The sequence below is a fragment of the Acidimicrobiales bacterium genome (assembly GCA_030747595.1).
Taxonomy (GTDB): Bacteria; Actinomycetota; Acidimicrobiia; order Acidimicrobiales; family MedAcidi-G1; genus UBA9410.
The window spans coordinates 62116-84661 of the sequence record JASLKK010000008.1 but is presented as its reverse complement, the minus strand read 5'-3'; the positions used below and the strand labels follow the sequence as shown (position 1 = coordinate 84661).

Here is a 22546-nt window from a genome sequence, read left to right as displayed (position 1 = left end):
GCCAATGGCCTCCCGACCACGGATCCAAGCGGTGTCGATCAGGTGCAAAATATGCTCCCTCAGGGTCCCTCACGAGGCTGGACTCGAGCCCGAACCGAGGTGATCTTCCCTGGTCCAACCAGGGCCTCAACCCGCTCCAACAACTGGGCCTCCAGCCACGCAACCTGGCTAGCCCAGGCCGGGTCGTGAACGGCGACCAGGAGCTCTGATCCACTCACCGCGACAGCTTCGATCCGCTCGGCCAACCGTGCTCCCACGATCTCCGGCCACTGATCGATGATCATCATGGTGTCATCGATCTGCGGTGCTCCCATGCCAGCCAACAGCCGTTCCAAACTCCATCGAAGGGCCACCGGCCCGCGATCAGGCTTCATGGTCCTATTTGGGAAACGAACTCGCCGTCGTCTAGATGAAGGACGACACCAGCTTCTACTCCTTCAGGAACCGCTCCAGCCGAGGTAATCACTGCCTGGGTCGATGGCAGCAACCCGACTAGGACAACACACCGTCGAGGATCAAGTTCTGAGAACACATCATCGAGCAGAACAATCGGTTCTGCACCCGTCTGTTCAGCCACCAGACGATGACCGGCAAGACGGAGGGCGAGGGCTATCGAGCGCTGCTCCCCCTGGGAAGCATGGGTTCTCGACGGCATATCGTCCAAAGTCAGGAGCACATCATCTCGATGAGGACCGACCGTGGTCACACCGCGTCGGACGTCATTGGACCGTGCCCGGTTCAATGCCTTCTCCAGTCCCTCTGAGGACCACTGATCCACCACTTTCATCGTGAGACGACTTCTCCCATCGGTGAGTGCGTCGAAAAGTTCATCAACCCTCGGCCCGAGAGCCACGAGGGTTTCCCGTCGAGCGGTCGCCAAGCGTTCTCCCAAGTCTCCCAGTTGGGCGTCCCAGACGTCCAACGTGGTCTCCACCTCAGTCGACAAGTGACCCTTGGCCTGTTTGAGCAACGTGTTTCGCTGTCGGAGGATCCGATCCAGGTCACTCCTAAGCGCATGATTACGTGGGTGTAGATCGACCAGCAGGTCGTCGATCCAGCCCCGCCGTTCTCCCGGGCTGCCCTTGACCAGGTGAAGGTCATCAGGGCCGAACACCGTGGTCCTAAAATGACCAAGAAGATCTCGCAGTCGGGTGATCCGCTGCTTGTTGACCTGAATTCGGTTTCGTCCCGAGGCCACCAGTTCAGCTTCGAGTAGGACGCTTCGCCCGGCCGTATCGATCTCCGCTCGAACTACCGCCCGGTCTGCACCAAATCTCACCATTGCCTCGGTGGGTGCACCGCGGAAGGACGACCCTCGAGCCAACCAGGCCAACGCCTCAATAAGGTTCGTCTTCCCTTGGCCATTGGAACCGACCACCAGGGTGACCCCGGGATCTAGAACCAGATCAACCTCCGGATGATTGCGAAAATCAGTCAGCCAGAGGCGTTCAACGGTCATGGCAGCGAAGTCGCCGAGAGCCGGCCCACCACAGGATTACCGGCCCGAACCGTTCGAAGGGTCAGGACACCCGTACGGGCATGAGCAGATACAGGAATTGCTCATCACCAATCGACCGGAGTACCGCAGGCTTGCTTGCCTCGCTGGTCTCCAGCCGGACCTCTTCACCGGGACTCACTTCAAGACCATCGAGTAGGAACTGTGGATTAAACGCCACCGTTAGATCGGCACCCTCGTATGTGGCATCCACAGATTCGTGAGCTTGCCCAACGTCTTGGGTGATGGCCACCAACTCAAGCCCTTCGGTAGACATCGACAACCTCACCGGCGTGGATTCCTGGGCCAGAATTCGGACCCGGCGAACTGCTTCCTGCAGGGCTATACGGTCCACCACCAGAACATTCGGATGGTCGTCTGGTATCAGGCCCCGGTAGTTCGGGAATTCACCTTCGATGAGGCGGGTCACCACCTGGACATCATCTACCTCGAACGTGGCATCCCGTTCACCCAGTCTGATAGTCAGCTCCTCGGCATCGCCCAAGATCTTTCCCACCATGTCTAGAGCTCGTGACGGAACGAGCACCGTTTGGTCCCGACCCAGCACTGCGGTCCCAGGGAGATCTCTAACCGCAAGACGGTAGGAATCCGTTGCTACGAATCTAAGTCCGTCTGCCTCGGCAGCCATGAGAACGCCGGTCAAAATCTGGCGTGCGTCATCGATGCTTGCCGCTTTAATGACCTGGTCAAGGGCATCAGCAACTGCGCCGGCATCCAGGGTTACTGATTCTCCACCGGGTTCATCAAAGCGGGGGTATTCCTCGGCCGACATGACCCGAAGACGAAAGTCTGATCGTCCTGACACCACGCTGGCCCCGTCGTCATCGACGGTGAACTCCACCTGTCCACTATCCAAAGATCGGACAATCTCAGCCCCTAGTTGAGCAGACAGGACCACTGAACCATCTTGTTCACCACCAACCTCGACAGTGACACGTACCACCAGGTCAAGGTCACTACCGACCACGGTCAAGGTGTTTCCCTTGAGCTCCAGGTGGAGGCCTGACAAGACTTGAAGTGTTCCTCCACGACCGGCAACAGCGCGTCGGGTGATGGAGAAGGCCCTATCTAGGACATCTCGTTCGCATCGGAACTTCACAAGGTGGTCACTTTCTCCATGTGGCTTTTCTAATCAGGTCGTAGCAGTAATAAGTGCTGTGGATTGTGGAGTATCTCCCATCATCGCAGGTCAGGAGGGTGATGGTGTCGTGTCGGTCATCCACCGGTATCCCCAGCGTGACGATGAATGGAGACAATGGCTGTGGATGGTCTAGTCATGATCCACCGAGCGTCCACATCGCCTTCCACTGGTCGTACACGGGATGATCCACAGGATTTGGCTAACGGGAGAATCAGCTGGTCCTTAATCAAACTAACTGGGAGCCCCTCATTTACCGGAACGAACGTTAGAGGTGAGGGTCGAGACCTGATCGTAGATTTCGCGGCGTTCGGCCATGAGACGGGTGATCTTCTCGACGGCGTGGATCACCGTGGTGTGGTCACGATCACCGAACTCTCGACCGATGGCCGGGTAACTCAGGTCGGTGAGCTCACGAAAGACGTACATCGAAACTTGGCGTGCAGTTACGAGGGGCCGGCGCCTGCTGGCACCAACGAGATCTTCGCGGCTGAAGCCGTAGATCTCCGAGGTTTGGTTGAGGATCAGGTCCGGGGTGATGATCAGCGGTGCGTTGCTGGTAATCAAATCTCCGAGAACGGTGGTGGCCAGGTCGATGGTGCAAACCTCTTGGTTGAGACTGCAGTAGGCGGTGATCCGGGTCAGGGCACCCTCGAGTTCACGAATGTTCTCGGTGATGTTCTCGGCGATGAAGAACAGGACATCGTCAGGGATCTCGATGCTGCTTCTTCCTTGTTCAGACTTCTTGCGGAGGATGGCTAGACGGGTCTCAACGTCGGGGGGCTGGATATGGGTGACCAGACCCATCTTGAATCTGCTTCGAAGTCGATCCTCCAGGGTGGAGATGTCGTCCGGGGGTCGATCGCTGGTGAGCACGATCTGGCCGCCACCCTCCTGGATAGCGTTGAAGGTGTGGAAGAACTCCTCTTGGAGGCCCTCCTTTCCTTCCATGAACTGGATGTCATCGACGAGGAGTACGTCGTTGCGACGATGGAGGTCCTTGAACTCTGGGAGTTGCTTGTTGCGGATGGCTTCTACGAACCGGTTCATGAACGTCTCACTGGATACGTACCGGACCTGTTTGGTCGGATAGTGGGCCAGGACGTAGTTGCCGACGGCCTGGAGGAGATGGGTCTTTCCTAGTCCGGCTTCGGCGTAGATGAAGAGGGGGTTGTACGAGCGACCAGGGGTTTCGGCTACGGCCTGGGCTGCAGCGTGGGCGAACCGGTTTGACGAGCCGATGACGAAGTCTTGGAAGGTGAGGCGTCCGGCGAACGAAGAATCTCCCGTACCGGTAGTGGCAGCGGCGCCGACGGAGGTGACGGTTGTGGGGGTCAGGCTGGATGCTGCTGGTTGGATGGGGTTGGTGCGCTCATCGAGGTTGGCTCGATGGAGGGAATTTGGCGCTGTGGTACTGGCTGCTGGATGAGTCAGCGGTGGGAGGTCGAAGATCAACTCATCATGGTTTTCAACGTCGTCCTTTCGGATGACGATGTTGAGCGTGAGTTGGTCGTCGCTCACCTCGGAGACCGTGTCATGGACCAGGTCGTGGTACCGACCTTCGATCCGATCCAGGGTCACGATGCTCGGTACTGAGACGGTGAGGGTTTGGTCGTCTGCAGTCACCGGCTGGGCCGCGCTGAACGTCATCTGCCAGACGACGTCTGACACCTTCGACTGAATGGCTGCCGCACAGGCCTCCCAAAGCACCGTTGCATCTGCCATTGCATTCTCCGATCAAGTTGTCCACAGATGTTAAATTTGTTGTGGAAAGGTCGTTAGAGAACGGAAAACAGCCACCGTTGGCCCACTCCGCCCTCGCTGTGGGCGAGGCAAGGTAGCAGCCTGTGGATGACCTCGCGCAAGGCCAGAACCCATCACGCGTCGCGCCTGTTCAGTTCCTATTTCGCGCGACAGGGCCCGGAATTGGATGATTTCGCGATGGGGACACCGCTCCGGGTTTCAGGGACCAATTAGGCAGTCGGGGCTTGATGGGATCTGTGGATAACTCTCGCTGGGGGTTGTTGGTGCTGGGGTTAGAGGTCCTCAAACGGGGGACAGGGATCTCGTCAGATGCGGTGTTCACGGTTGGCGCGTCCGTCAATCGGCCCGTAGCCTGTCGGGCAGACACGTGATCGGTGCGGGATTCGTCCCGACCCATCGGTCCAGTCCGATCGGCAGCCGAGCCGATCCCGCCGTCACCGACGGTGGACGGTCGTTCTTCGTCTGGCGTCTTTGTCCGATGAGGGGTCCGACCGTATTCCAGTAATCGACGGCATCTGGGCGCTCCCCTTCCTGACGACGCCCTTTCGATGCCAGCAGGAGACCATTTATGAAGCGTACGTTCCAGCCCAACACCAGGCGTCGAGCCAGGAAGCACGGCTTCCGGAAGCGGATGCAAACCCGCGCAGGAAGGGCCATCATTTCGGCCCGCCGCCAGAAGGGCCGCGCCCGATTGTCGGCTTGATCGGCCGGCTGCGTCGACGGGACGACTTTCGTCTACTCCGTCGCAATGGTCGCACGGTTCGCCGTGGACCATTGCGAATCGGCTTTCGAGCCAGCGGAGACCAGATGGACGGCCCGGGACCGAGGGTGGCCTACGCCATTCCTCGGACCGTCGGGCCGGCGGTCGTCCGGAACCGGATCCGCCGTCGCCTCAGGGCGATAGTGGTGGACCTCGACCGGCGCCCACAGGGTGTACCGGTCGGCGACTACCTGGTTCGGGTGTCACCTGGTGCTGCGGACTCGTCCTACGACGAGCTCCAGCGATATCTGACGGGTGCGATCGACGCACTAACCGAAGGCTAACGCTCCGACGTGTACGTACTTGACGGAACCTATCTATGAAAACATCCTCTGACTTCGGTGTTCTTACCCGAATTTTGCGATCTGCGGTACGTGGCTACCAGCGCGTCGTGGATGGTCGTCCCACTCCCTGTCGATTTGTCCCGACCTGTTCGAACTACGCCTTGGACGCCCTCGAGAGCCATGGGGCGATTCGTGGTTCCGTGTTGACCGTCGGGCGCCTCTGCCGGTGCCATCCGTGGGGTGGTACGGGCTTGGATCCCGTGCCCGGGCCATCTGACCGTCCCCATCCGTTTCATGGTTCCCGAGGATCCACATGTTCGACCTGATCGCCGCCGTTCTGTCCTGGTTCTACGGGCTCGTACCCAGCTACGGCCTGGCCATTGTCCTGCTGACCCTCGTGGTCATGCTGATCGTGACCCCTCTGACCCTTAAGGGCACGCGGTCGATGATCAAGATGCAGCACCTCCAGCCCGAGATGAAGAAGATCCAGACTCGGTATAAGGGCGACCGGGAGGTCATGAACCGGGAGATGATGGCCTTCTACCAGGCCAACAACATCAACCCGATGGGTGGCTGCCTGCCCATGTTGATCCAGGCGCCAGTGTTCATGGTCCTGTACAACGTGCTGCGGGGCATGACCAGGCGGTTGTCCGACATCGGGGACAGCGCGGGATGGGTGGCCGGACGGTTGGCCAACGGGTCAAATGCGGCATTGACCGGGGCGTCCAACGATCCTCAGGCCTTCTATCCGGCCTACGTCGACCCGAGTTCAGATCTCTTTATCGACCTGTCTAGTGAGACCGAAATGCTCTTCCTGGGCTTCGATCTCTCCCGATCAGCGGGAACGGCGTTGTCACAGAGCTTGACGTCGTCCCTCCCCTATCTGATCCTGATCCTGATCGTGTTCGCCAGCTCATGGATCCAGCAGCGACAGATCAGGGGTCGGAACCCCGATGCCACGGTGAATCCTCAGCAGCAGATGCTGATGAAGGTCATGCCGTTCTTCCTGCCGGTGATCTCGTTCAACTTGGATGCTGCGTTGGTCATGTACTTTGTGGTCTCCAACCTGTACCGGATCGCCCAGCAGGCCTACATCACCCAGACGTTGTACGGACCTGGGCGGGATCATCCAGAGGTTGTGGTTCCGACCAGTACTGAATCGACCAAGAAGTCCGGTGGCGGTAAGTCCGGCAGTGCCAAATCTGGTGCCAAGACCGGCGGCAAGCCCGGGAAAAGTACAGGTGGAAAGCCTGAAGATAGGCCCTCGACCAGCGGTTCTGTTCGATCAGGACGAACGACAGCCGGCAAGGTTGAGAATAGTTCTCAAAAGATCGACGATGGAGTGTCCTCTGAGGATGATTCCCGTTCAAGCAAGAAGCGTGCTCGGAAATCCAGGTCCTCGACTTCCCCGGCGAAGAAGAAGGCGAGTCGTCGCGGACGCAGCGATGCGTCTGATGACATCAAAACAACCGACAAGAGGCCGCCGGCCGGGCGGTCTGGTGGGGGTCGGACGACTCCTCCCGGAACAGCCCGTGCGCGCAGTGCCAAGAACAAGAAAAGGAGGAAGTGAGCCATGGAGTGGATTGAAACCACCGGTATCTCACTAGATGAAGCAAAGGAACGAGCCTTGGATCGGCTCGGTGTAGCTGAAGATGAACTCGAGGTGGAGGTGCTGGTCGAGGCCTCTCGGTCGATGTTTGGTTTGAAGAAGACCGAGGCCCGTCTCCGGGCTCGTGTTCGGCCGACCAGCCCCCGTCCCAAGGTGGAGCGACGTGATCGGAATCGGCGAAATGACCGCAGCGGCGGTCGGGGTCGTGGCGGTTCTGGCAAGGGCAGCGGGCGACAGAATGGCCAGTCCAAGGGCGGGGATCAGGATCGGATCCGGAGTACCACCCAGGGTGGTGATCGTCGGCAGGATCGTGATGACGAGCGTCAGGGCGAGGGTTCTCGTGGCGGCAATCGTCGCCGCAGGGGGGGCGAGGGTCGTGGCGATGGGCAAGGCCACTCGCAGCAGGAGTCAGTAACTTCGGAAAAGCGTGCGTCACGGGAGCCTGTGGGCGATTCTGGACGTGGACGGGACCGGGGTAGTGAGAGGAATGCCGATCGTCGAGGTCGGAATGGAGAGTCGGCGAAGTCGTCGACCGATGGAAACGGTCGTGGAAGCGACCGGGAGAGGACTGACGTGGAGTCCATGGATCTGCAGACGCAGGCACGAATCACTGAAGAGTTCGTCCAGGGACTCCTGGACCGGATGGGCCTCGAGGCTCGGGTGGCCAGCCGAATCGAAGAGGATCGCCTCACCGTCGAGGCTCAGGGCCTGAACCTTGGTCTGGCCATTGGCCAGCGAGGCGAAACGGTACGTGCCATCACCGAACTGTCACGGACCCTCGTACAGAGGAGTTCCGATGGTCAGGCGGATGGGTCTCTGACTGTCGACATCGGCGGGTACCGCGAGCGTCGTCGGACCTTCCTGGCGGACTTCGCTCGGAACCAGGGCGAGGCTGTGCTTGATGACGGTCGTCCCCGGGCGCTGGAGCCCATGGGAGCAGCGGATCGCAAGGTCGTGCATGACACCGTGGGAGAGATCGATGGCCTCGCCACCTTCTCTGAGGGCAGTGACGCTGATCGGCGAGTGGTGATCTCGCTGATCGACGGCTAACCATCGTCGAGAAAAGCCTCGACCAGGTCTTGGACGAGGCAGTCGCCGAGGGGTATCTCACTTCATCGGCGGCGTCCGAGGGGCCCGCGCACAGCGCGGGCTTCTTGGGTTTTCTGGATGGTGGTCTAGTGGTCCGGGAAGGTGACGGCCTTTCGATTCCAGAAATGGGAGACAGCGAGCTCGCTGTGGACCTCGGAACAGGGGGTGGCGTGCCCGGGCTGGTTCTGGCCACGCTTACGCCCTGGCGGTGGATTCTGGTTGACCGGGGAGATCGTCGTGCAACCTTTCTCCGATGGGCGGTTCGCCAGCTTGGACTGGAGGATCGAGTGGACGTGCTGTTGGCCGATGCCGTTGATATCGCCAGTGGCGAGCTTCGAGGTGCGGTGTCCCTGGTGACTGCCCGAGGGTTTGCTCCTCCCGGGTCCACAGCGGAATGTGCGGCCCCTCTCCTGGCTGAACAGGGAGTATTGGTGGTCAGTGAGCCTCCAGGGATCACTGGCGGGAGCGCTGAGGCACGTCGATGGCCGGCTGAGGGGTTGTCCAAGCTCGGATTGGAGGATCTCGGAGGCTGGATCAGCGATCAGGCGGCTGGACCAGCGGGTTACCGGGCCATGGTCCGAATCGGGGCTTGTCCAGATCGTTTTCCTCGGCGCTTCGCCCGGCAGATGGCGGATCCCCTGTTCTGAGAGCCACCTAGACGAGGGATGTTTCACGTGAAACATTTCGGAGTAAGCAGGTTGCTTGGGTCGACATTCCCCAGCCCACCGGGGAACAGTTGTTTCACGTGAAACATTCGGACGGTTGCGGCACGAAAACTCGTTCTAGAACGGGGCTTTCCACAAGGTCCTTGTCTTTTCCCACCGTTCTGGCCATGATGCCCGGGATGTCTCAAGAAACCCATCGCCCACGCATCATCGCCGTCGCAAACCAGAAGGGTGGGGTCGGAAAGACCACGACGACCATCAACCTCGGTGCGTCAATGGCTGAGGAGGGCAGAAAGGTACTGATAGTCGACCTGGATCCTCAGGCGAACGCCACCACAGGTGTCGGCGTGCCTTCTCGGGATCTCGAGCAGTCGATCTATGACGTGCTCTTGCAACAAGCGTCGGCGGCTGACTTGCGTTGTTCGACTGATACCCCCAACCTCGACCTACTCCCCTCCAGCCTGGCCCTCGCTGGGGCGGAAATCGAGCTGGTGGCGGCATTCAGTCGGGAGTACCGGCTGGAACGGGCGCTTGCGGAGATCGTCGACGACTACGACATCGTCTTGATCGACTGTCCACCGGCGCTAGGTCTCTTGACGATCAACGCCCTAGTAGCCGCTCGTGAAGTTCTGGTACCAATTCAGTGTGAGTACTATGCCCTCGAGGGTTTAGGACAGCTCATCGGCAACGTGGACCTGGTCAAGGCGAACCTCAATCCTGATCTTGAGGTGTCGACCATTGCGCTGGTGATGTACGACGCACGGACCAAACTCTCCGAACAGGTGGCGGACGAAGTTCGAACCTTCTTCGGCACCAAGGTATGTCGGCAGATAATTCCCCGATCGGTCCGGTTGTCCGAGGCGCCGTCTTTTGGCCAGCCCATCAACGTGTATGACCCGACCAGTCGTGGCGCCGTGGCGTATCGGGAATTGGCGCGTGAGGTCCTCAGCGGGCCGGTGAAGCCAACTTCTGGCCAAATTATTGATAACGATGAGAATGGTGAGTCGGAGGCCGGCTCAGAGGAGGTCCAGGCATGAAGAAGGGTGGATTGGGAAGAGGCCTTTCCGCACTGATTCCGGAAGGAGGGGCCACGAGCCTCCGATCCGTTGGGACTCAGGCCGACCCGCCGATTGAAGGGGTGCCCCGGGGGGCGACCCCTTCTGCTCCCGGTGAGGCCACCGCAGCACCGTCGGTCCCCGTAGAGGCAAGTGGCGTTGCCGATGACCTGCATCTCGAAATGGTGGCCGTGTCAGCCATCGAGCCAAATCGCTACCAGCCTCGGCGCGTCTTCGATGACGAAAAGATGGCCGAACTGACGCTATCCATCCAGGAGATCGGTGTTCTCCAGCCGATTCTCGTGCGTCGGACCGAGGACGGCCTTGAACTGGTGGCTGGGGAGCGTCGCTGGCGAGCGGCTCGGCGGGCCGGGTTGTCGGCCATACCCGCGCTGGTCCGGGATGTTGGTGACCGGGACAGCCTTGAGCAGGCCATTGTCGAGAACGTCCACCGAGATGACCTCAATCCACTGGAGGAGGCCTCGGCCTTCCATCGTTTGATGGACGAATTCGGGCTTACACAGCACCAGGTGGCGGTTCGGGTGGGTCGTAGCCGACCTGCGGTGGCCAATGCGCTTCGGTTGCTCCATCTGCCCGACACCGTCCAGCAGATGATCATGGAGGGTCTCCTCACTGCTGGGCACGCTCGAACCCTGGCTGGGCTGGTTGACCATCACCTCTTGGAGCGTCTGGCCTCTCGAGTGGTCGACGACGGTCTCTCGGTTCGTCAGGTTGAGGATCTGGTTCGGGCCCTCGACAAGGTCGAAGAGCCGGTTGTGGATTCGACCGCGTATCCAGTACCTACGCCTGATGCGGCACTCCTGGAGGTCGAACGGATCCTCGGAGACCGGTTCGATACCAAGGTTCGGGTGGTTACGCGGGGTCGCAAGGGCCGGATAGTTGTCGAGTATGCCGATCGGGATGACTTACAGCGCTTGTTCGAGCTTTTGGGTGGCTGACCTGCACTGACATCTAGCAGCCGGTGGATGGGATTAGACAGGACCCGCGGTTGGATCAGCCAGCCAGTCGGTAACGGCTGAAGCCAGACAGTCGGCGATCTCCGCGGTGGCGAGGACGATGGTGGACGCGGGTGCGAGGGTGCAGAGTACGGCTGGCATCCGCGTCTGACGGAGGATTGGTAGTCGTCGACCCGTACAGGTGGTGCTCACGATCTCATCGGTAGCTGCCTCTAGATGGATCCGTAGCGCCCGGTCCAGTGCATCGGCACAACGATGCGCCAGGCGGAGGCCCCCCTCGGAATGGAATCCGGCTGTGGAAAAGTAGTCTGTTCTGCATTGGGAATGATTCTCAAGGCGGAGGCCAATGTAGGTTCCGGCGTCAAATTCGTTGGCAGTTTCCGCTTGTAGGGCCGCGTCGGGCTGATCCAACTCCAGAACATGGGCGCCACGGGCCCGAAGGATGCGGGTCAGTGCCCCGGCCAGAGCGGCGGTTCCACCAAATTCACCAATGGCGATTCGTTGGTCGACAAGATCGGGTCGACTTCGACGGAGACGGTCCAGCTCCCGCACCTGGGCCACTGGTTGTCGCCCTGCGGTCCGTCCTAGAAGGCGTCGGAGTCCGTCCACGGTAAGCGGCCCGGCGATTCCGTCCGCGGCGAGGCCGATGTTCCGTTGGAAATCAGACACTGCTGACGTGGTGTCCGGTCCGAGAATGCCGTCGATCCGGCCAGCGTCGAAACCTAGGCTTCCGAGGCGTAATTGCAGGTCAGCGACGTCATCGCCTCGGAACATTGGAGTGTGGAGGTAGAGGTGGCGGTCACCGAGGCGGTGGCCGGCCTCGACGAGGGCGGCATGCGTAGCGTCGTCGACCGTTCCGTGTTCGTCGAGGCCCCGCTCGGCCTGGAAGGCCAGCAGTGCCCTAGTGGTGTCGGGTCCGAATGAGCCGTCGACCACCTCGTGGTGATCGACGGGATGACCGACGTCGGCTAGACGGCGGTGAAGGTCGTGGATCGTCGGATCGTCTGATCCGGTCACGGTCGGGACCGGTCTCCGTGGTCGGTTGCAGCCGGTGGTCTGTGCGCCGAGTCGAGACCTAGAGGTGGGGGGCCAGTTCCTCGAGCAGTTGTGGCTTGCCCTTGGCTCCCACGATCCGAGTGGTCGGCTGACCATCAGCGAACAGGATCAGCGTCGGGATACTCATCACCTCGAAGCGTCGAGCCAGATCCGGTGCTTCGTCGACGTTTACCTTGGCGATCCGGATCGAGTTGCTCTGTTCGGTGGCGATCTCCTCCAGGATGGGGGCGATCGTCTTGCATGGGCCGCACCACTCAGCCCAGAAGTCGACCAGCACCGGTTCGGTGGCGGAGCCAATCGCCTCGTCGAACGTGGTTTCTGACAGGTTGGTGATGGCGCCGGCCATGGGGTCTCGCTTCCCTCGGGTCCCGGAGGACAAGTTGGTCGTTGCCTCTGCCATAGGTCGTCGATCGATGACGGTCAAGGAGAGGTTTCTCGAGGAGCGTAGGCCGTCGAGGGGTGATCAGTCGGTTCGGCTCTCCAGCCAACGCTCGGCATCGATGGCGGCCATGCATCCCGAGGCTGCAGCGGTGATGGCCTGCCGGTAGGTGTGGTCCTGGACGTCACCACAGGCGAACACGCCATCCACGTTGGTGGTCGAACGGTCCGCCCCGGTCACCAGGTAGCCCGCCTCGTCCATATCCAGAATCCCGTTGAACAGGTCGGTATTGGGGCGGTGGCCAATGGCAATGAACACACCGGTCACCGGTAGCACGCGCTTCTCGTCGGTCACCGTGTCCCGTAGGGCCAGGCCCTCGACCTTGGACTCTCCAAGGACGTCGTCGACCGTGGAGTTCCAGGAAAACTCGATTTTGGGATTGTCTAGGGCTCGCTGCTGCATGATCTTTGACGCCCGTAGTTCGTCGCGACGATGGACCAGCGTCACCTTGGAGGCGAACTTGGTGAGGAATCCGGCTTCTTCCAGCGCGGAGTCCCCGCCACCGACAACGGCGATTTCCTGATCACGGAAGAAGAAGCCGTCACAGGTGGCACACGTGGAGAGCCCATGTCCGATCAGCCGCTGCTCGGCCTCCAGCCCCAGCATGACCGACCGGGCTCCGGTCGAGACGATGACGGCATCGGCGGTGTGAGTGGGTTCATCAGCGTCGGGATCACCGATCCAGATTCGGAACGGCCGTTCGGCAAAGTCGACCCGGGAAACCTTGGCCGTCACGATCTCGGCACCGAACCGGGCGGCTTGGGCCCGCATGTCGCCCATGAGTTGGGGGCCCATCACCCCTTCTGGGAAGCCGGGAAAGTTCTCGACCTCGGTAGTGAGCATCAACTGACCACCGGGTTGGTCGCTGTTCGACGAAGGTTCGCCTTCGATGACCAGGGGAGCAAGGTCGGCTCTGGCTGCGTAAATGGCCGCGGTCAGGCCAGCGGGCCCGGATCCGATGATCACGACCTCGCGGTGGGATGGGACCTGTCCAGATATGGGTCCAGATACGGGTTCAGACACGGGTACTCCAGAAGGGAGAGAGATTTGGGATCAGGGACTTCGGCGGGACCAAAGGAGTCCGCCGAGTGCGCAGCAGGTGGCACCTAGGACGAGATGGGCTGACCAGCTTTCACCGGGAAGGACGACGTCAAGGAGGCGGAACAGGCCGATGCCGGCTAGGACGGTTGCAGCGACGGCACAACACACCATGACGAGTCCAAACACCAGGGCACGAGCGAGGGTGATGATCGGCCGTGTGGTGACGTTTCGAACCTGGTCGACCACCTCGACGAACCGGTCGACGAGCGACGAGGCCCAATCGCCCCGAACGGGGGTCCCAGGGGTGGGGTCCTCCGTGGGGTGGGGGTCAACCGGCGTCATCATGGCGTCGAGCCTACCGATCACCTTCTGGGCCGCCGCCGGAGCTGACTGCAGATGACCAGTCCGGAACAGGGGAATGGGGCGGGAACAGGTCGATCAGGGACGGAGTGTGAAGCAGAGACCGACCACGCCGGGGCCTCCGTGACTGGCCACCACCGGTCCGATCACTCCCACCCGGATGATCGAGGGATCCACCAGGTCGGACAGCATGGTCACTAGATCGTCCACGTCGTCAGCCTGGGCATGCATGACGGACAGGGTCTCGATCTCGTCGACATGGTCGGCTACCCGGTCCCGCAACCACGCCAAGGACTTCTTCCGGGTGCGTTGGCGGCCGGCCTCCTCGACGATGCCGGAACTCACGTCGATGAGGGGCTTGATGGAGAGCATGCTCCCCAGCAGGGCCTGAGCGTTGCCGATTCGACCACCCTTCTTGAGATTTTCCAAGGTGTCGATAGCGGCGAACACCCGTGTGCGGTCCCGGATGTCTTCCGCGAGGGCCACTATCTCGTCTGCTGACGCGCCACTGGCAGCTGCGATGGCGGCCGCGAGGACCATGACGCCCTGTCCGGCGGTGACCGATCGGCTGTCCACGATGCGAACGTCGCCGTCTACCTCGCGGGCGCCTAGTTCCGAGGACTCCATGGTGGCCGACATCCCACTGGAGAGGTTGATGCACACGATGGCGTCGGCACCCTCGTCGAGGCGACGTTGGAATACTGCGGCGAATGCCCCGGGGGACGGTGCAGCGGTCTGGGGAAGCTCATCGGACGACGCCATGCGGCGGTAGAAGTCGTCGACGGACAACTCTTCGCGGTCCAGTTGGACGTCTTCGCCGAATCGGATGCTCAGCGGGACCAGGTCGATGCCGTGGGCTTCGATCTCGGCCTCGGTGAGGTCGCAGGCGCTGTCGGTGACGATGCGGACGGTCATGGGCTCTCTCCAAGTCTGGTGCGCGTCGAGCGTAGTCGGGCTGAGCGAACCCACCAGATGGCCAGGACGGCGAGTGCACCAACGAACAACGCCACACCGACGCCCGGGAGGCTGGTGGTACGCACCATGAGTTGTGTCGACCGGAGCTGGAGGAGTCGGGCATCGTCGGGGGATCGGACGGTGACCTGGAGTCGGGCGTCACCTGACGTCCTGGCCCGGACGGGCACGGCGATCCGGTTACGACCGGGGACCAGCACGGCCTCGATGACGTCACCGTCGGGGAAGTCGATACGACCGTCGCTCTGGAGGACAAGCACCACCCGTGCGTCGGTGTTCAGGCCGTTGTGAATGGTGAACGGCAGGTCGGCTCGGCGTGCCGTGAGTCGGACGCTCTGGTCCGATGGGGTGGTGAACGCGTCGAGGACACCGGACACCGTGGCGTACACGGCCGACAGGTATGCGCCCATCGCATCTCCGTCGAGTTCGGCAGCCGCGGTGACCTCTAGAAGGTCATTGAGAGCCGCGGCGTCGGGGTGGGGGCCACCCAACATGGCGGTGTAGGCCGCCACCGTGGTCTCGGCGAGACTCCGGTCGGTGGCCCGCCGGGAGACCGATATGACGGGGTCCGGCCAGAGCTCGTAATTGATGGCGGCCGCTGCATCGGCGGTCAACGACGCCTCGAACAAGTCTGGGAGCGACTGCAGATGGAGGAAGGGCGCATCCCTCAGAACTCCGAGGACCAGACCCAGAGTTAGGGCGTCGATGGTCAGGCCGTCGGGCACGGTAATGATGGCCGTTCGGGTCACCGTGGGGTCCGACCAGGCCAGCAGAGCTAGGTCGGCCACCAGTTGCTGGGCAGCGGATACCGATCCCCGGGGGTCGACCAGGTGTCGGGCCAGATCGGGATCAGATACCAGCGCCGGGTGGGCGACCCCGGCCGCATCAAGGAGTCGGGCGGGATGGGTGGAGCCGTGTGACGCGGTGATCGGACGGGGGTCAAGGTGATCAGCGGAGACGACGTGGTGGACGGTTCCCAGTCGGTTCAAAAGATCGAGGGTGGAGGGAACCGCGGTGGGTTCGAGTACGGCGACTGATCGGTCGGGGGCGGCGCCGAGGTGTTCGGTCAGGACCTGGTCGCCGTGGTCGAGCAGATCCCGGTGGACGTCGGAGCGTCCAGCTTGTCGCCATGCTTCTGGATCGGCGGTCACGAACGGCGATGACCGGAGGTGGAGGCCACCAGACTGCACGGCTGCCGCTAGTTGGGCCAAGAGGCGGGCGTGGGCCAGGTCATCAGAGTGGGCCAGACCGGCCATGGTGGCTGGCGGCAGACGCACGTCCACCGGTGCGCCGGGATGGTCGAGAACGGCGTTGGCCACCGCGCCGAGGTATCGCACCGTTGCCTCGTCCAGTTCGACCCGCCCGTCGGGGCGAAGCGGTGGCGGTCCGTCGATGTCCAGCGAGATCCCGACAAGGAGTGGTCGTTGGGCGGCCGCTTCGCCAGCGGGCACGATCGGGAGATGGACCACCGGGGTAACCAGTCGGTCCAATAGGTGGCCGTTGGCGGCCACCAGCTCGACGGTTAATGGGGAGACTTCGCCGGGTCGCGAGCGAAGGATCCCGTCAGGACCGACTGGCAGGGTGAGTGAGGCCACGCCGGCCGAGTTGATGACGTCGGAGACGTCGATGGTGAGGGTGGACTCCGGGACTCCGAGCACCGGGTCGTCCCGGAGGGCCAGGAGACCACGACGATCCACTGGGTGGTGGAGTCCAAGGCGGAGGTGGGAGCCGGTGGCATCTCCGGTGATCCTCAACTGGAGGGCCAGATCGCCATCGTCGTCGATCCATGGCGACTGTGCAATGAGACCGAGGCTGGCCGAGTCACCGTCGGCTCGCGCCTGTTCGGCCGTCGCCCCCGCGGATGCAGATACCAGCAGGGCTGCGAGCAGGACGGTCATAAGGACCTGCATCAGGACCTTCTGCCGACTGGTCGGCTGGAGGGGCTGTCCGAACCACCTCGTGGGGTTGGCCGAGACGGCCGTGGTTATTCGTTGCCGGTTCATCTGACCAGATCTCCGGCCGGGTCGTCGATCACCCTGTGGAGGACGTCGAGGCCCCCCTCCCGTTCGGTGAATCCGTGGCGGAGGTAGAGGGCACGGGCGCGGTCGTTGTCGGGCTGGGTGTTCACCCAGACCTCATGGGCCCCCGTCTGGCGTAGCCAGCAAAGTGCGTCGACGACCAGGGCCGAGCCGACGCCTCGGCCCTCGGCCGCCGGATCGACGGCCAGACGCTGGAGGAATCCGATGGTGGTCGTTCGTCCGGTGATGGCGTGACCGATCACCGTGGAACCCGTCCGTCGGTTGGCCCGCTGTCTGATCACGCGTCGACGATGAGATTCGGTGGCCTGCCCCACCTCGTCGAGGGCGGCCCTGTCGAATCGCCAGAAGGGCGAGAACGGGGCGAATGCTCGGTCATCCAGTTCTAGTACGGCGTCCTGGTCCCGTCGACGGGCGGGTCGGGTACGGGGACGACTGGGGGTACGTCCAGTCCAGCGTGATGTCCAGCGGGAGGATGGGTTCGTCGGGTCGACAGGTCGACCCATGAGTAGGAGGTGTTCCTGAGGGTCGAACCCACGTGCTGTGAACGATTGTTGGTCGATCGGTCCCAGCGCAGTGGTCATGATCTCCCGGACGCCCCGGGAGCCGAGGTACTCGATGAGGTCGGACACGTCGTCGGGACGTGGTGGTGGCCCGTCCACGGCCACTACCTGGGTGGTCCGGGTGTTGCCACGCCATGGACTCAGACGGATGACCGTGCCGCCGCTGGTCATGAACCGTTCGATACAGGGAACACCGGAACCCGGCAGCCCGACAGGCGGCTGGGCGACGCGACCCGAGGGGAAGGGTTCGTCGACGGAGGTTCGTTCGGTCCGGACGTCGATTCCGACAGGGTATGACTTGCCCGACTGGCCAGAGGGGTCGGAACCTCCGGGGGCACGGAGGTTACGCTCGCTAGATGTCGCTCCTCCTGGTGACCGACGAGCGGTTTCTGGACCACCGGGCGGGATCCCGTCACCCAGAGCAGCCTGCTCGCCTGACGGCCGTGTGGGAGGGGCTGGACGCCGCAGGCGTTGATGAGGCGGTCATCCGTCGTGCGCCGCGCCTGGCCGATGATGCGGACCTGATGGGCGTCCATCCGCCGGCGTACCTCGAGAAGCTGGCTGGGATCGATGCCGAGGGTGGTGGCCGGTGCGATCCCGACACGGTCATGGGCCCGAATTCCTGGATGGCAGCCCGACTAGCGGCCGGCGCGGGCCTGGTGGCGGTTGATGGGCTTCGTGCCGGTCACGCCGACCTGGCCTTCTGTGCGGTACGACCTCCAGGGCATCACGCCACGCCCGACCGGTCCATGGGGTTCTGTCTTCTCAACAACGTGGCGGTGGCCGCCTCCGCTCTGGTAGGAGTCGGTCAACGGGTGGCCATAGTCGACGTGGACGCCCACCACGGCAACGGCACCCAGGACGTCTTCTACGGTGATGACCAGGTGCTGTTCGTGTCGTGCCACCAGTGGCCGCTGTATCCGGGTACCGGCGCGGCCGACGAGGTCGGTACAGGTGCGGGAGTCGGCACCACGATCAACGTTCCCCTTCCCCCTGGCGCGGCCGGCGATGACTACCGCCACGTCATGGGGTCGGTGGTGGTTCCCGCCGTTGAGCGTTTTGCTCCTGATTGGCTGCTCGTCTCTGCAGGCTTCGACGCCCACCGGGCCGATCCGCTGACGGACATGGGTCTGACCTCGGCCGACTACGCAGACCTGGTCGTCGAACTGGTGGGGCTGGTCCCGACGGGCCGGGTGGTGTTGTTCCTGGAAGGCGGGTACGACCTTGGTGCACTCGCCGATTCGGCCGGGGCCACCGTGGCGGCCGTCGTCGGCATGGATTATCGGCCCGAACAGGCCACAGGTCGAGGGCGCGGCGGTGTAGTGGGCGAGGTCGATTCCCTCGTGGTGGATCTGGTTCGACGCCACGGCTTGGAGGATTGAACGGTGGACGGGCTCTCCGCCATTCCTGATGGGACGTTTGACGACATCCGCGCTGCAGTGGCGCCAGTGGCCGGGCCATTCCACGCGGCCGGGCACGGTCTCTATCTAGTCGGCGGACTGGTCCGTGACCGGCTCCTGCGCGATGACCGGACGCCCGATCACGACCTGACCACTGACGCCACCCCTGACCGGATCCGGGAACTGGTGGCCGAAGTGGCTGATGCAGTGTGGTTGCAGGGCGAGCGGTTCGGCACGGTCGGACTGCGGGTGGGCGACGTCACCATGGAGATCACCACCCATCGAGCTGAGGCCTACTTGAGCGACTCCCGTAAGCCGGTGGTGCGATTCTCCAGCGAGCTGTTCGAGGACCTGGCTCGTCGGGATTTCACGGTCAACGCAATGGCTGTCGACGTAGCTGACGGAATGTTGCACGATCCGTTCGGTGGTCGCGCCGACCTGGAGACCCGGACCCTACGGACTCCGTTGGATCCGGTGGAGTCGTTTTCCGATGACCCGCTGCGAATGTTGCGGGCTGCCAGGTTCTTGTCCCGGTATGGGTTGACGCCTGCCGATGGTCTGGTGGACGCCGCTCGGGCCTTGGTGGATCGAATGGAGATAGTGGCGGGCGAGCGCATCCGCGACGAACTGTTCCGGTTGTTGCAGGTCGAGGATCCGACGGCCGGGTTCGCCCTGTTGGACGACATGGGCCTGCTGCCCGTCCTGCTGCCGGAGTTGGCGGCACTGACGCCGTCAGTTCGTGAAGTGCTCGAGCGTCGGGTGGCTGCGGCGGATCCTGGGGACGCGGTGCTCCGCCTCGGCCTTCTCATCCACGGTGCTGAGGGGCGGGAGTCCCTTAGGAGGTGCAGTGCGGCGTTCCGACTATCGGGGCGCGAGGCTGGCCGTATCGGAACCCTGCTGGATGGTGTCGAGATGTTGGCCGAATCGCCACCTGATGGGTCACCGTCGGATGAAGAGATCCGTCGATTGGTAGCACGTGTCGGAGACCAGCTGGACGAGGTGCTGACCTTCGCCGCTCTCGTCGGGTTGGGATCCGATGGCCCGACGTTGGGCCGCGCGGTGGCCCGGCTTCGGGGCTTGGGTGAACTCGACGATCTCGGACCAGGCATGGACGGGGCCACGGTGATGAGGCTGTTGAATCTGGAGGCAGGCCCCGGAGTGGGCGAGGTAATGGCCTGGCTGGGCGAACTTAGGCTCACCGAGGGACGCCTCGACGACGCCGAGATCCGACGCCGTCTGCTTGCCCACTGGGGGACTGGCGGTGACTGATCATTGGTTTGGACAGCCTTTCGAGGGAAGCCCGTCGAACGGGTGTCCTAGGGTGACGATGTGACAGGTCGGCGAACCGGCGAGGCGAGACAGGTCAGAGAGGGCCTGCTCCCCGGACGACGCCCAGCCGACGTCGACTACCGCCTGGCTCGCCAGACGACCTTGAACGGTTGGCGACGTGGTTCGTTGGGACGAGACGTGTTGTGTGATGCCCAGCCCATGCTCCGCCGCAACGCCGTGGAGTGCGGCACGCCCACCTCGGAGATCTGTCCGGTGTGCGAGGACTATGAGGTGGCGCACGTGACCTACGTTTTCGGGCCCCGGCTGCCGGCCTTCGGGCGGTGTATCTCCACCCCGGGCGAGTTGGAACGGTTGGATGCCCGGAAGGCCCACCTCACCGGGTACGTGGTCGAGGTCTGTGCGGCCTGTGGGTGGAATCATCTGGTGCGGGTCACTTCCTTGGGCCGCGGCTGAGCCCCCTCGGTTTTCTGGCAGCAGCGGCTGCGTGAAACCCGTCACTCACCACGACGCGGCCGGACCCTGTCTAGAAGCCCGCGCCAGAAGCCCTGTCACAGGCCCCTGCCATGATGTCTGCGTGGATGCGAACCGAAGGCCGGTAACCTGCTCTCGCCCTTGTGGATGCCGGTCAACTGGTGTCCACGGAGGCTCTGACAACCCGTTACCCCTGCCCCACCGTGGGGCCCCGGGCACGCCGTGGGCGATGTCCGAGACCAGAGGAGGTGAGTCCCCGCCATGCGGGTATACGAACTCATGATCATCTTCGACGGAGACCTCGAGGCTGAAGCCTTGGAGGCCAGCCTTTCGAAGGTCACCGCAAACATCGAATCTGAGGGTGGACGCATCGCGTCCCTCAAGGATTCCGAACCCTGGGGCCGTCGGCGATTTGCCTACCGGATCAACCACAAGTGGGAGGGCGTCTACGTCGTCCTCGACGTGGTGACCGATGCGGGCAACCTGGACTCCACGGATCGCATCCTCAGACTCGCGGACCGCAGTGAAGTGGTCCGTCACAAGATCATTCGCCTGCCCGATGCGGAGGTCGCACGACGCGGCCTCTTGGGTGAGGCGGAGCCGGCTGAGGCCGGTTGAGCACCGGAGAGAACAAATGGCATTCGACAACACTGTGACCATCGTGGGCAATGTGACCCGTGATCCCGAACTCCGGTTCACTCCGAGCGGCGCCCCCGTGTGCAACTTCGGCGTGGCCTGGAATATGAAGTCCAAGACCGGGGAGGACAGCGTCTCCTTCTTCGACGTCGCCTGCTGGCGTGACCTGGCTGAGAACGTGGCCGAGTCCATCACCAAGGGCATGCGCGTCGTCATCTACGGGCGACTCGATCAGCGCTCCTGGGAATCCCAGGAGGGAGAGCGTCGCTCGAAGGTGGAACTGGTAGCCGATGAGGTGGCCCCTAGCCTCCGGTGGGCGACTGCCGAGGTGACCAGAACCGAGTTCCGCGGCGACGGTGGATCCGGCGCCCCGACCGGTGGTGGTGGCCAGACCGCTCCCACCCATCCGACCGATGAGGAGCCTTTCTGATGGCACGTCGTACCCCTCCCCGCCGATCCAAGCCCCGCGATGCGGGCAGGCGGGGCAAGAAGAAGATCAGCGCACTCGTCATCGGCAAGATCGAGTACGTCGATTACAAAGACACCGAGCTTCTCAAGAAGTTCGTATCGGAGCGGTCAAAGCTCAAGGCACGTCGGATCACCGGCAACACCGAGCAGCAGCAGCGTGAGGTCGCCCGGGCGGTCAAGAACGCCCGTGAGATGGCACTGATTCCCTATGCCAACCGCGTCACGACCCAGCGTCGTGAGCGTCGTAATGACGACCGGGGTGCCCGGGCCGATGGTCCGCCGCCGCGTCCGTCAGGTCCGCCGCCCGGCTCGGATGACGAGGCCGGTACCGACGAGACCGTTGAGGCGATTGACGAGGTGGTTGCCGTCGAGACGCTCGACGATGCGGTCGAGGCCGCGTCGGCGGTAGACGAGGAGACCCAGTCGTGAAGGTTCTCCTGCGTTCCGACGTGGATGGTCTGGGCCGGACCGGCGACATTGTCGACGTGGCTCGCGGCTATGCACGCAACTACCTGGTGCCCAAGGGCCTGGCCATTGAGGCCGTGGCCGGTGTGACCGCGCAGGCCGAGTCCATGCGGCGCAAGCGTGCGCTCAAGGCAGCGTCAGACCGGGCCGAGGCTGAGGCAACTGCCGCTCGGATCGCCGGCGTGGTGGTTCAGGTGACCGCCAAGGCCTCTGATGAGGGCCGTTTGTTCGGTTCGGTTGGCACTGTCGAGGTGGCTGAGGCTCTGACCGCGCAGGTCGGGCTCGAAGTCGATCGGCGGCAGCTCGCCGGTGAGGTAATCAAGGAGGTGGGCTCGTATGAGTTCACCGTTGCCCTCTATAGCGACGTGGCCGTTCCGGTCACCGTCGAGGTGCAGGCCGAGGTCTGATCCCCCGGTTATGACGAACGTCGGCCGGTCCGGGGAGAAGGCTCGGACCGGCCAGACGGTCGTCCACAGAAAGGCCCGGGTTTTC

At 63.0% G+C, this 22546-nt stretch carries 24 protein-coding genes and 2 pseudogenes; 14 read left to right on the top strand and 12 right to left on the bottom strand.

The annotated features are described in order from the left end of the window. Positions 1-59: 59 nt before the first annotated feature. The 4 genes from QF777_07915 to dnaA form a co-directional block, all read right to left on the bottom strand. Positions 60-374, bottom strand: coding sequence for a DUF721 domain-containing protein (locus tag QF777_07915; protein MDP6911477.1), 315 nt, complete (start codon positions 372-374; stop codon positions 60-62). Further along, on the bottom strand, positions 371-1459 hold the full coding sequence (locus QF777_07910) for a DNA replication/repair protein RecF (protein ID MDP6911476.1): 1089 nt from the start codon (positions 1457-1459) through the stop codon (positions 371-373). Before QF777_07910 ends, QF777_07915 begins: the two co-directional genes overlap by 4 nt. A 61-nt stretch (positions 1460-1520) precedes the next feature. Beyond that, the gene (gene dnaN / locus QF777_07905) at positions 1521-2615 is read right to left on the bottom strand and encodes a DNA polymerase III subunit beta (protein MDP6911475.1); all 1095 of its coding nucleotides are present in this window, start codon (positions 2613-2615) and stop codon (positions 1521-1523) included. Between the two features lie 288 nt (positions 2616-2903). Beyond that, on the bottom strand, positions 2904-4379 hold the full coding sequence (dnaA, locus tag QF777_07900; GenBank protein ID MDP6911474.1) for a chromosomal replication initiator protein DnaA: 1476 nt from the start codon (positions 4377-4379) through the stop codon (positions 2904-2906). 607 nt (positions 4380-4986) lie between these two features. Between dnaA and rpmH the strand changes: the two genes are divergently transcribed. The 3 genes from rpmH to yidC all read left to right on the top strand — a co-directional run bounded on the left by rpmH (position 4987) and on the right by yidC (position 7032). Then, a complete protein-coding gene (rpmH, locus tag QF777_07895) occupies positions 4987-5121 on the top strand; it encodes a 50S ribosomal protein L34 (GenBank protein MDP6911473.1) in 135 nt (44 codons plus the stop codon). Next, positions 5118-5462: a ribonuclease P protein component gene (locus QF777_07890; protein MDP6911472.1), complete on the top strand. Its 345-nt coding sequence runs from the start codon at positions 5118-5120 to the stop codon at positions 5460-5462. Before rpmH ends, QF777_07890 begins: the two co-directional genes overlap by 4 nt. 313 nt (positions 5463-5775) lie before the next feature. Next, on the top strand, positions 5776-7032 hold the full coding sequence (gene yidC, locus QF777_07885; protein ID MDP6911471.1) for a membrane protein insertase YidC: 1257 nt from the start codon (positions 5776-5778) through the stop codon (positions 7030-7032). 33 nt (positions 7033-7065) lie between these two features. On the opposite strand, the gene QF777_07880 is transcribed toward yidC, so the two are convergent. Then, positions 7066-7467 (bottom strand): hypothetical protein, encoded by a 402-nt coding sequence (locus QF777_07880; protein ID MDP6911470.1) that lies wholly within the window; start codon positions 7465-7467, stop codon positions 7066-7068. Positions 7468-7653: 186 nt separating this feature from the next. Between QF777_07880 and QF777_07875 the strand changes: the two genes are divergently transcribed. From QF777_07875 to QF777_07860, 4 genes and pseudogenes are all read left to right on the top strand, one after another. Then, positions 7654-8121 carry a R3H domain-containing nucleic acid-binding protein gene (locus QF777_07875; protein ID MDP6911469.1) on the top strand — a complete coding sequence of 156 codons (468 nt, stop codon included), beginning with the start codon at positions 7654-7656 and terminating at the stop codon, positions 8119-8121. A 29-nt stretch (positions 8122-8150) separates the two neighbouring features. Further along, on the top strand, positions 8151-8807 hold the full coding sequence (locus QF777_07870) for a class I SAM-dependent methyltransferase (protein MDP6911468.1): 657 nt from the start codon (positions 8151-8153) through the stop codon (positions 8805-8807). Positions 8808-9004: 197 nt separating this feature from the next. Further along, positions 9005-9778, top strand: a pseudogene (locus QF777_07865) (AAA family ATPase). A gap of 80 nt (positions 9779-9858) precedes the next feature. After that, the gene (locus tag QF777_07860; GenBank protein ID MDP6911467.1) at positions 9859-10839 is read left to right on the top strand and encodes a ParB/RepB/Spo0J family partition protein; all 981 of its coding nucleotides are present in this window, start codon (positions 9859-9861) and stop codon (positions 10837-10839) included. Between the two features lie 33 nt (positions 10840-10872). Here QF777_07860 and QF777_07855 read toward each other — a convergent pair whose 3' ends face one another. The 7 genes from QF777_07855 to QF777_07825 form a co-directional block, all read right to left on the bottom strand. After that, positions 10873-11874 carry a peptidoglycan-binding protein gene (locus QF777_07855; protein ID MDP6911466.1) on the bottom strand — a complete coding sequence of 334 codons (1002 nt, stop codon included), beginning with the start codon at positions 11872-11874 and terminating at the stop codon, positions 10873-10875. Positions 11875-11932: 58 nt separating this feature from the next. After that, positions 11933-12259: a thioredoxin gene (trxA, locus tag QF777_07850; protein MDP6911465.1), complete on the bottom strand. Its 327-nt coding sequence runs from the start codon at positions 12257-12259 to the stop codon at positions 11933-11935. Positions 12260-12376: 117 nt separating this feature from the next. Then, a complete protein-coding gene (gene trxB / locus QF777_07845; GenBank protein MDP6911464.1) occupies positions 12377-13318 on the bottom strand; it encodes a thioredoxin-disulfide reductase in 942 nt (313 codons plus the stop codon). Between the two features lie 87 nt (positions 13319-13405). Continuing rightward, positions 13406-13738 carry a hypothetical protein gene (locus tag QF777_07840; protein ID MDP6911463.1) on the bottom strand — a complete coding sequence of 111 codons (333 nt, stop codon included), beginning with the start codon at positions 13736-13738 and terminating at the stop codon, positions 13406-13408. A 93-nt stretch (positions 13739-13831) separates the two neighbouring features. Further along, positions 13832-14668 (bottom strand): DegV family protein, encoded by an 837-nt coding sequence (locus QF777_07835; protein ID MDP6911462.1) that lies wholly within the window; start codon positions 14666-14668, stop codon positions 13832-13834. Beyond that, positions 14665-16635 carry a DUF6049 family protein gene (locus tag QF777_07830; GenBank protein MDP6911461.1) on the bottom strand — a complete coding sequence of 657 codons (1971 nt, stop codon included), beginning with the start codon at positions 16633-16635 and terminating at the stop codon, positions 14665-14667. Before QF777_07830 ends, QF777_07835 begins: the two co-directional genes overlap by 4 nt. Positions 16636-16724: 89 nt before the next feature. Next, positions 16725-17495, bottom strand: a complete 771-nt coding sequence (locus tag QF777_07825; protein MDP6911460.1) for a GNAT family N-acetyltransferase — start codon at positions 17493-17495, stop codon at positions 16725-16727. Positions 17496-17680: 185 nt separating this feature from the next. Between QF777_07825 and QF777_07820 the strand changes: the two genes are divergently transcribed. From QF777_07820 to rplI, 7 genes and pseudogenes are all read left to right on the top strand, one after another. Beyond that, positions 17681-18706: a histone deacetylase gene (locus QF777_07820; GenBank protein MDP6911459.1), complete on the top strand. Its 1026-nt coding sequence runs from the start codon at positions 17681-17683 to the stop codon at positions 18704-18706. 3 nt (positions 18707-18709) lie between these two features. Beyond that, positions 18710-19993, top strand: coding sequence for a CCA tRNA nucleotidyltransferase (locus tag QF777_07815; protein MDP6911458.1), 1284 nt, complete (start codon positions 18710-18712; stop codon positions 19991-19993). A gap of 60 nt (positions 19994-20053) precedes the next feature. After that, positions 20054-20467, top strand: a complete 414-nt coding sequence (locus QF777_07810; protein MDP6911457.1) for a DUF5318 family protein — start codon at positions 20054-20056, stop codon at positions 20465-20467. Positions 20468-20746: 279 nt separating this feature from the next. Beyond that, the gene (gene rpsF / locus QF777_07805; GenBank protein MDP6911456.1) at positions 20747-21103 is read left to right on the top strand and encodes a 30S ribosomal protein S6; all 357 of its coding nucleotides are present in this window, start codon (positions 20747-20749) and stop codon (positions 21101-21103) included. Between the two features lie 16 nt (positions 21104-21119). Then, positions 21120-21551 carry a single-stranded DNA-binding protein gene (ssb, locus tag QF777_07800; GenBank protein ID MDP6911455.1) on the top strand — a complete coding sequence of 144 codons (432 nt, stop codon included), beginning with the start codon at positions 21120-21122 and terminating at the stop codon, positions 21549-21551. Continuing rightward, positions 21551-21805, top strand: a pseudogene (rpsR, locus tag QF777_07795) (30S ribosomal protein S18). Before ssb ends, rpsR begins: the two are co-directional and overlap by 1 nt. A gap of 209 nt (positions 21806-22014) precedes the next feature. Beyond that, on the top strand, positions 22015-22461 hold the full coding sequence (rplI, locus tag QF777_07790) for a 50S ribosomal protein L9 (protein ID MDP6911454.1): 447 nt from the start codon (positions 22015-22017) through the stop codon (positions 22459-22461). Positions 22462-22546: the final 85 nt, after the last annotated feature.

Coding starts and splice junctions, on each gene's coding strand:
- QF777_07875 (MDP6911469.1), top strand. CDS start 7,654: ATGGATCTGCAGACGCAGGCACGAATCACTGAAGAGTTCGTCCAGGGA.
- QF777_07820 (MDP6911459.1), top strand. CDS start 17,681: ATGTCGCTCCTCCTGGTGACCGACGAGCGGTTTCTGGACCACCGGGCG.
- QF777_07830 (MDP6911461.1), bottom strand. CDS start 16,635: ATGCAGGTCCTTATGACCGTCCTGCTCGCAGCCCTGCTGGTATCTGCA.
- ssb (MDP6911455.1), top strand. CDS start 21,120: ATGGCATTCGACAACACTGTGACCATCGTGGGCAATGTGACCCGTGAT.
- trxA (MDP6911465.1), bottom strand. CDS start 12,259: ATGGCCGGCGCCATCACCAACCTGTCAGAAACCACGTTCGACGAGGCG.
- rpmH (MDP6911473.1), top strand. CDS start 4,987: ATGAAGCGTACGTTCCAGCCCAACACCAGGCGTCGAGCCAGGAAGCAC.
- yidC (MDP6911471.1), top strand. CDS start 5,776: ATGTTCGACCTGATCGCCGCCGTTCTGTCCTGGTTCTACGGGCTCGTA.
- QF777_07915 (MDP6911477.1), bottom strand. CDS start 374: ATGAAGCCTGATCGCGGGCCGGTGGCCCTTCGATGGAGTTTGGAACGG.
- dnaA (MDP6911474.1), bottom strand. CDS start 4,379: ATGGCAGATGCAACGGTGCTTTGGGAGGCCTGTGCGGCAGCCATTCAG.
- QF777_07910 (MDP6911476.1), bottom strand. CDS start 1,459: ATGACCGTTGAACGCCTCTGGCTGACTGATTTTCGCAATCATCCGGAG.
- QF777_07825 (MDP6911460.1), bottom strand. CDS start 17,495: ATGACCAGCGGCGGCACGGTCATCCGTCTGAGTCCATGGCGTGGCAAC.
- QF777_07840 (MDP6911463.1), bottom strand. CDS start 13,738: ATGATGACGCCGGTTGACCCCCACCCCACGGAGGACCCCACCCCTGGG.
- rpsF (MDP6911456.1), top strand. CDS start 20,747: ATGCGGGTATACGAACTCATGATCATCTTCGACGGAGACCTCGAGGCT.
- QF777_07835 (MDP6911462.1), bottom strand. CDS start 14,668: ATGACCGTCCGCATCGTCACCGACAGCGCCTGCGACCTCACCGAGGCC.
- QF777_07860 (MDP6911467.1), top strand. CDS start 9,859: ATGAAGAAGGGTGGATTGGGAAGAGGCCTTTCCGCACTGATTCCGGAA.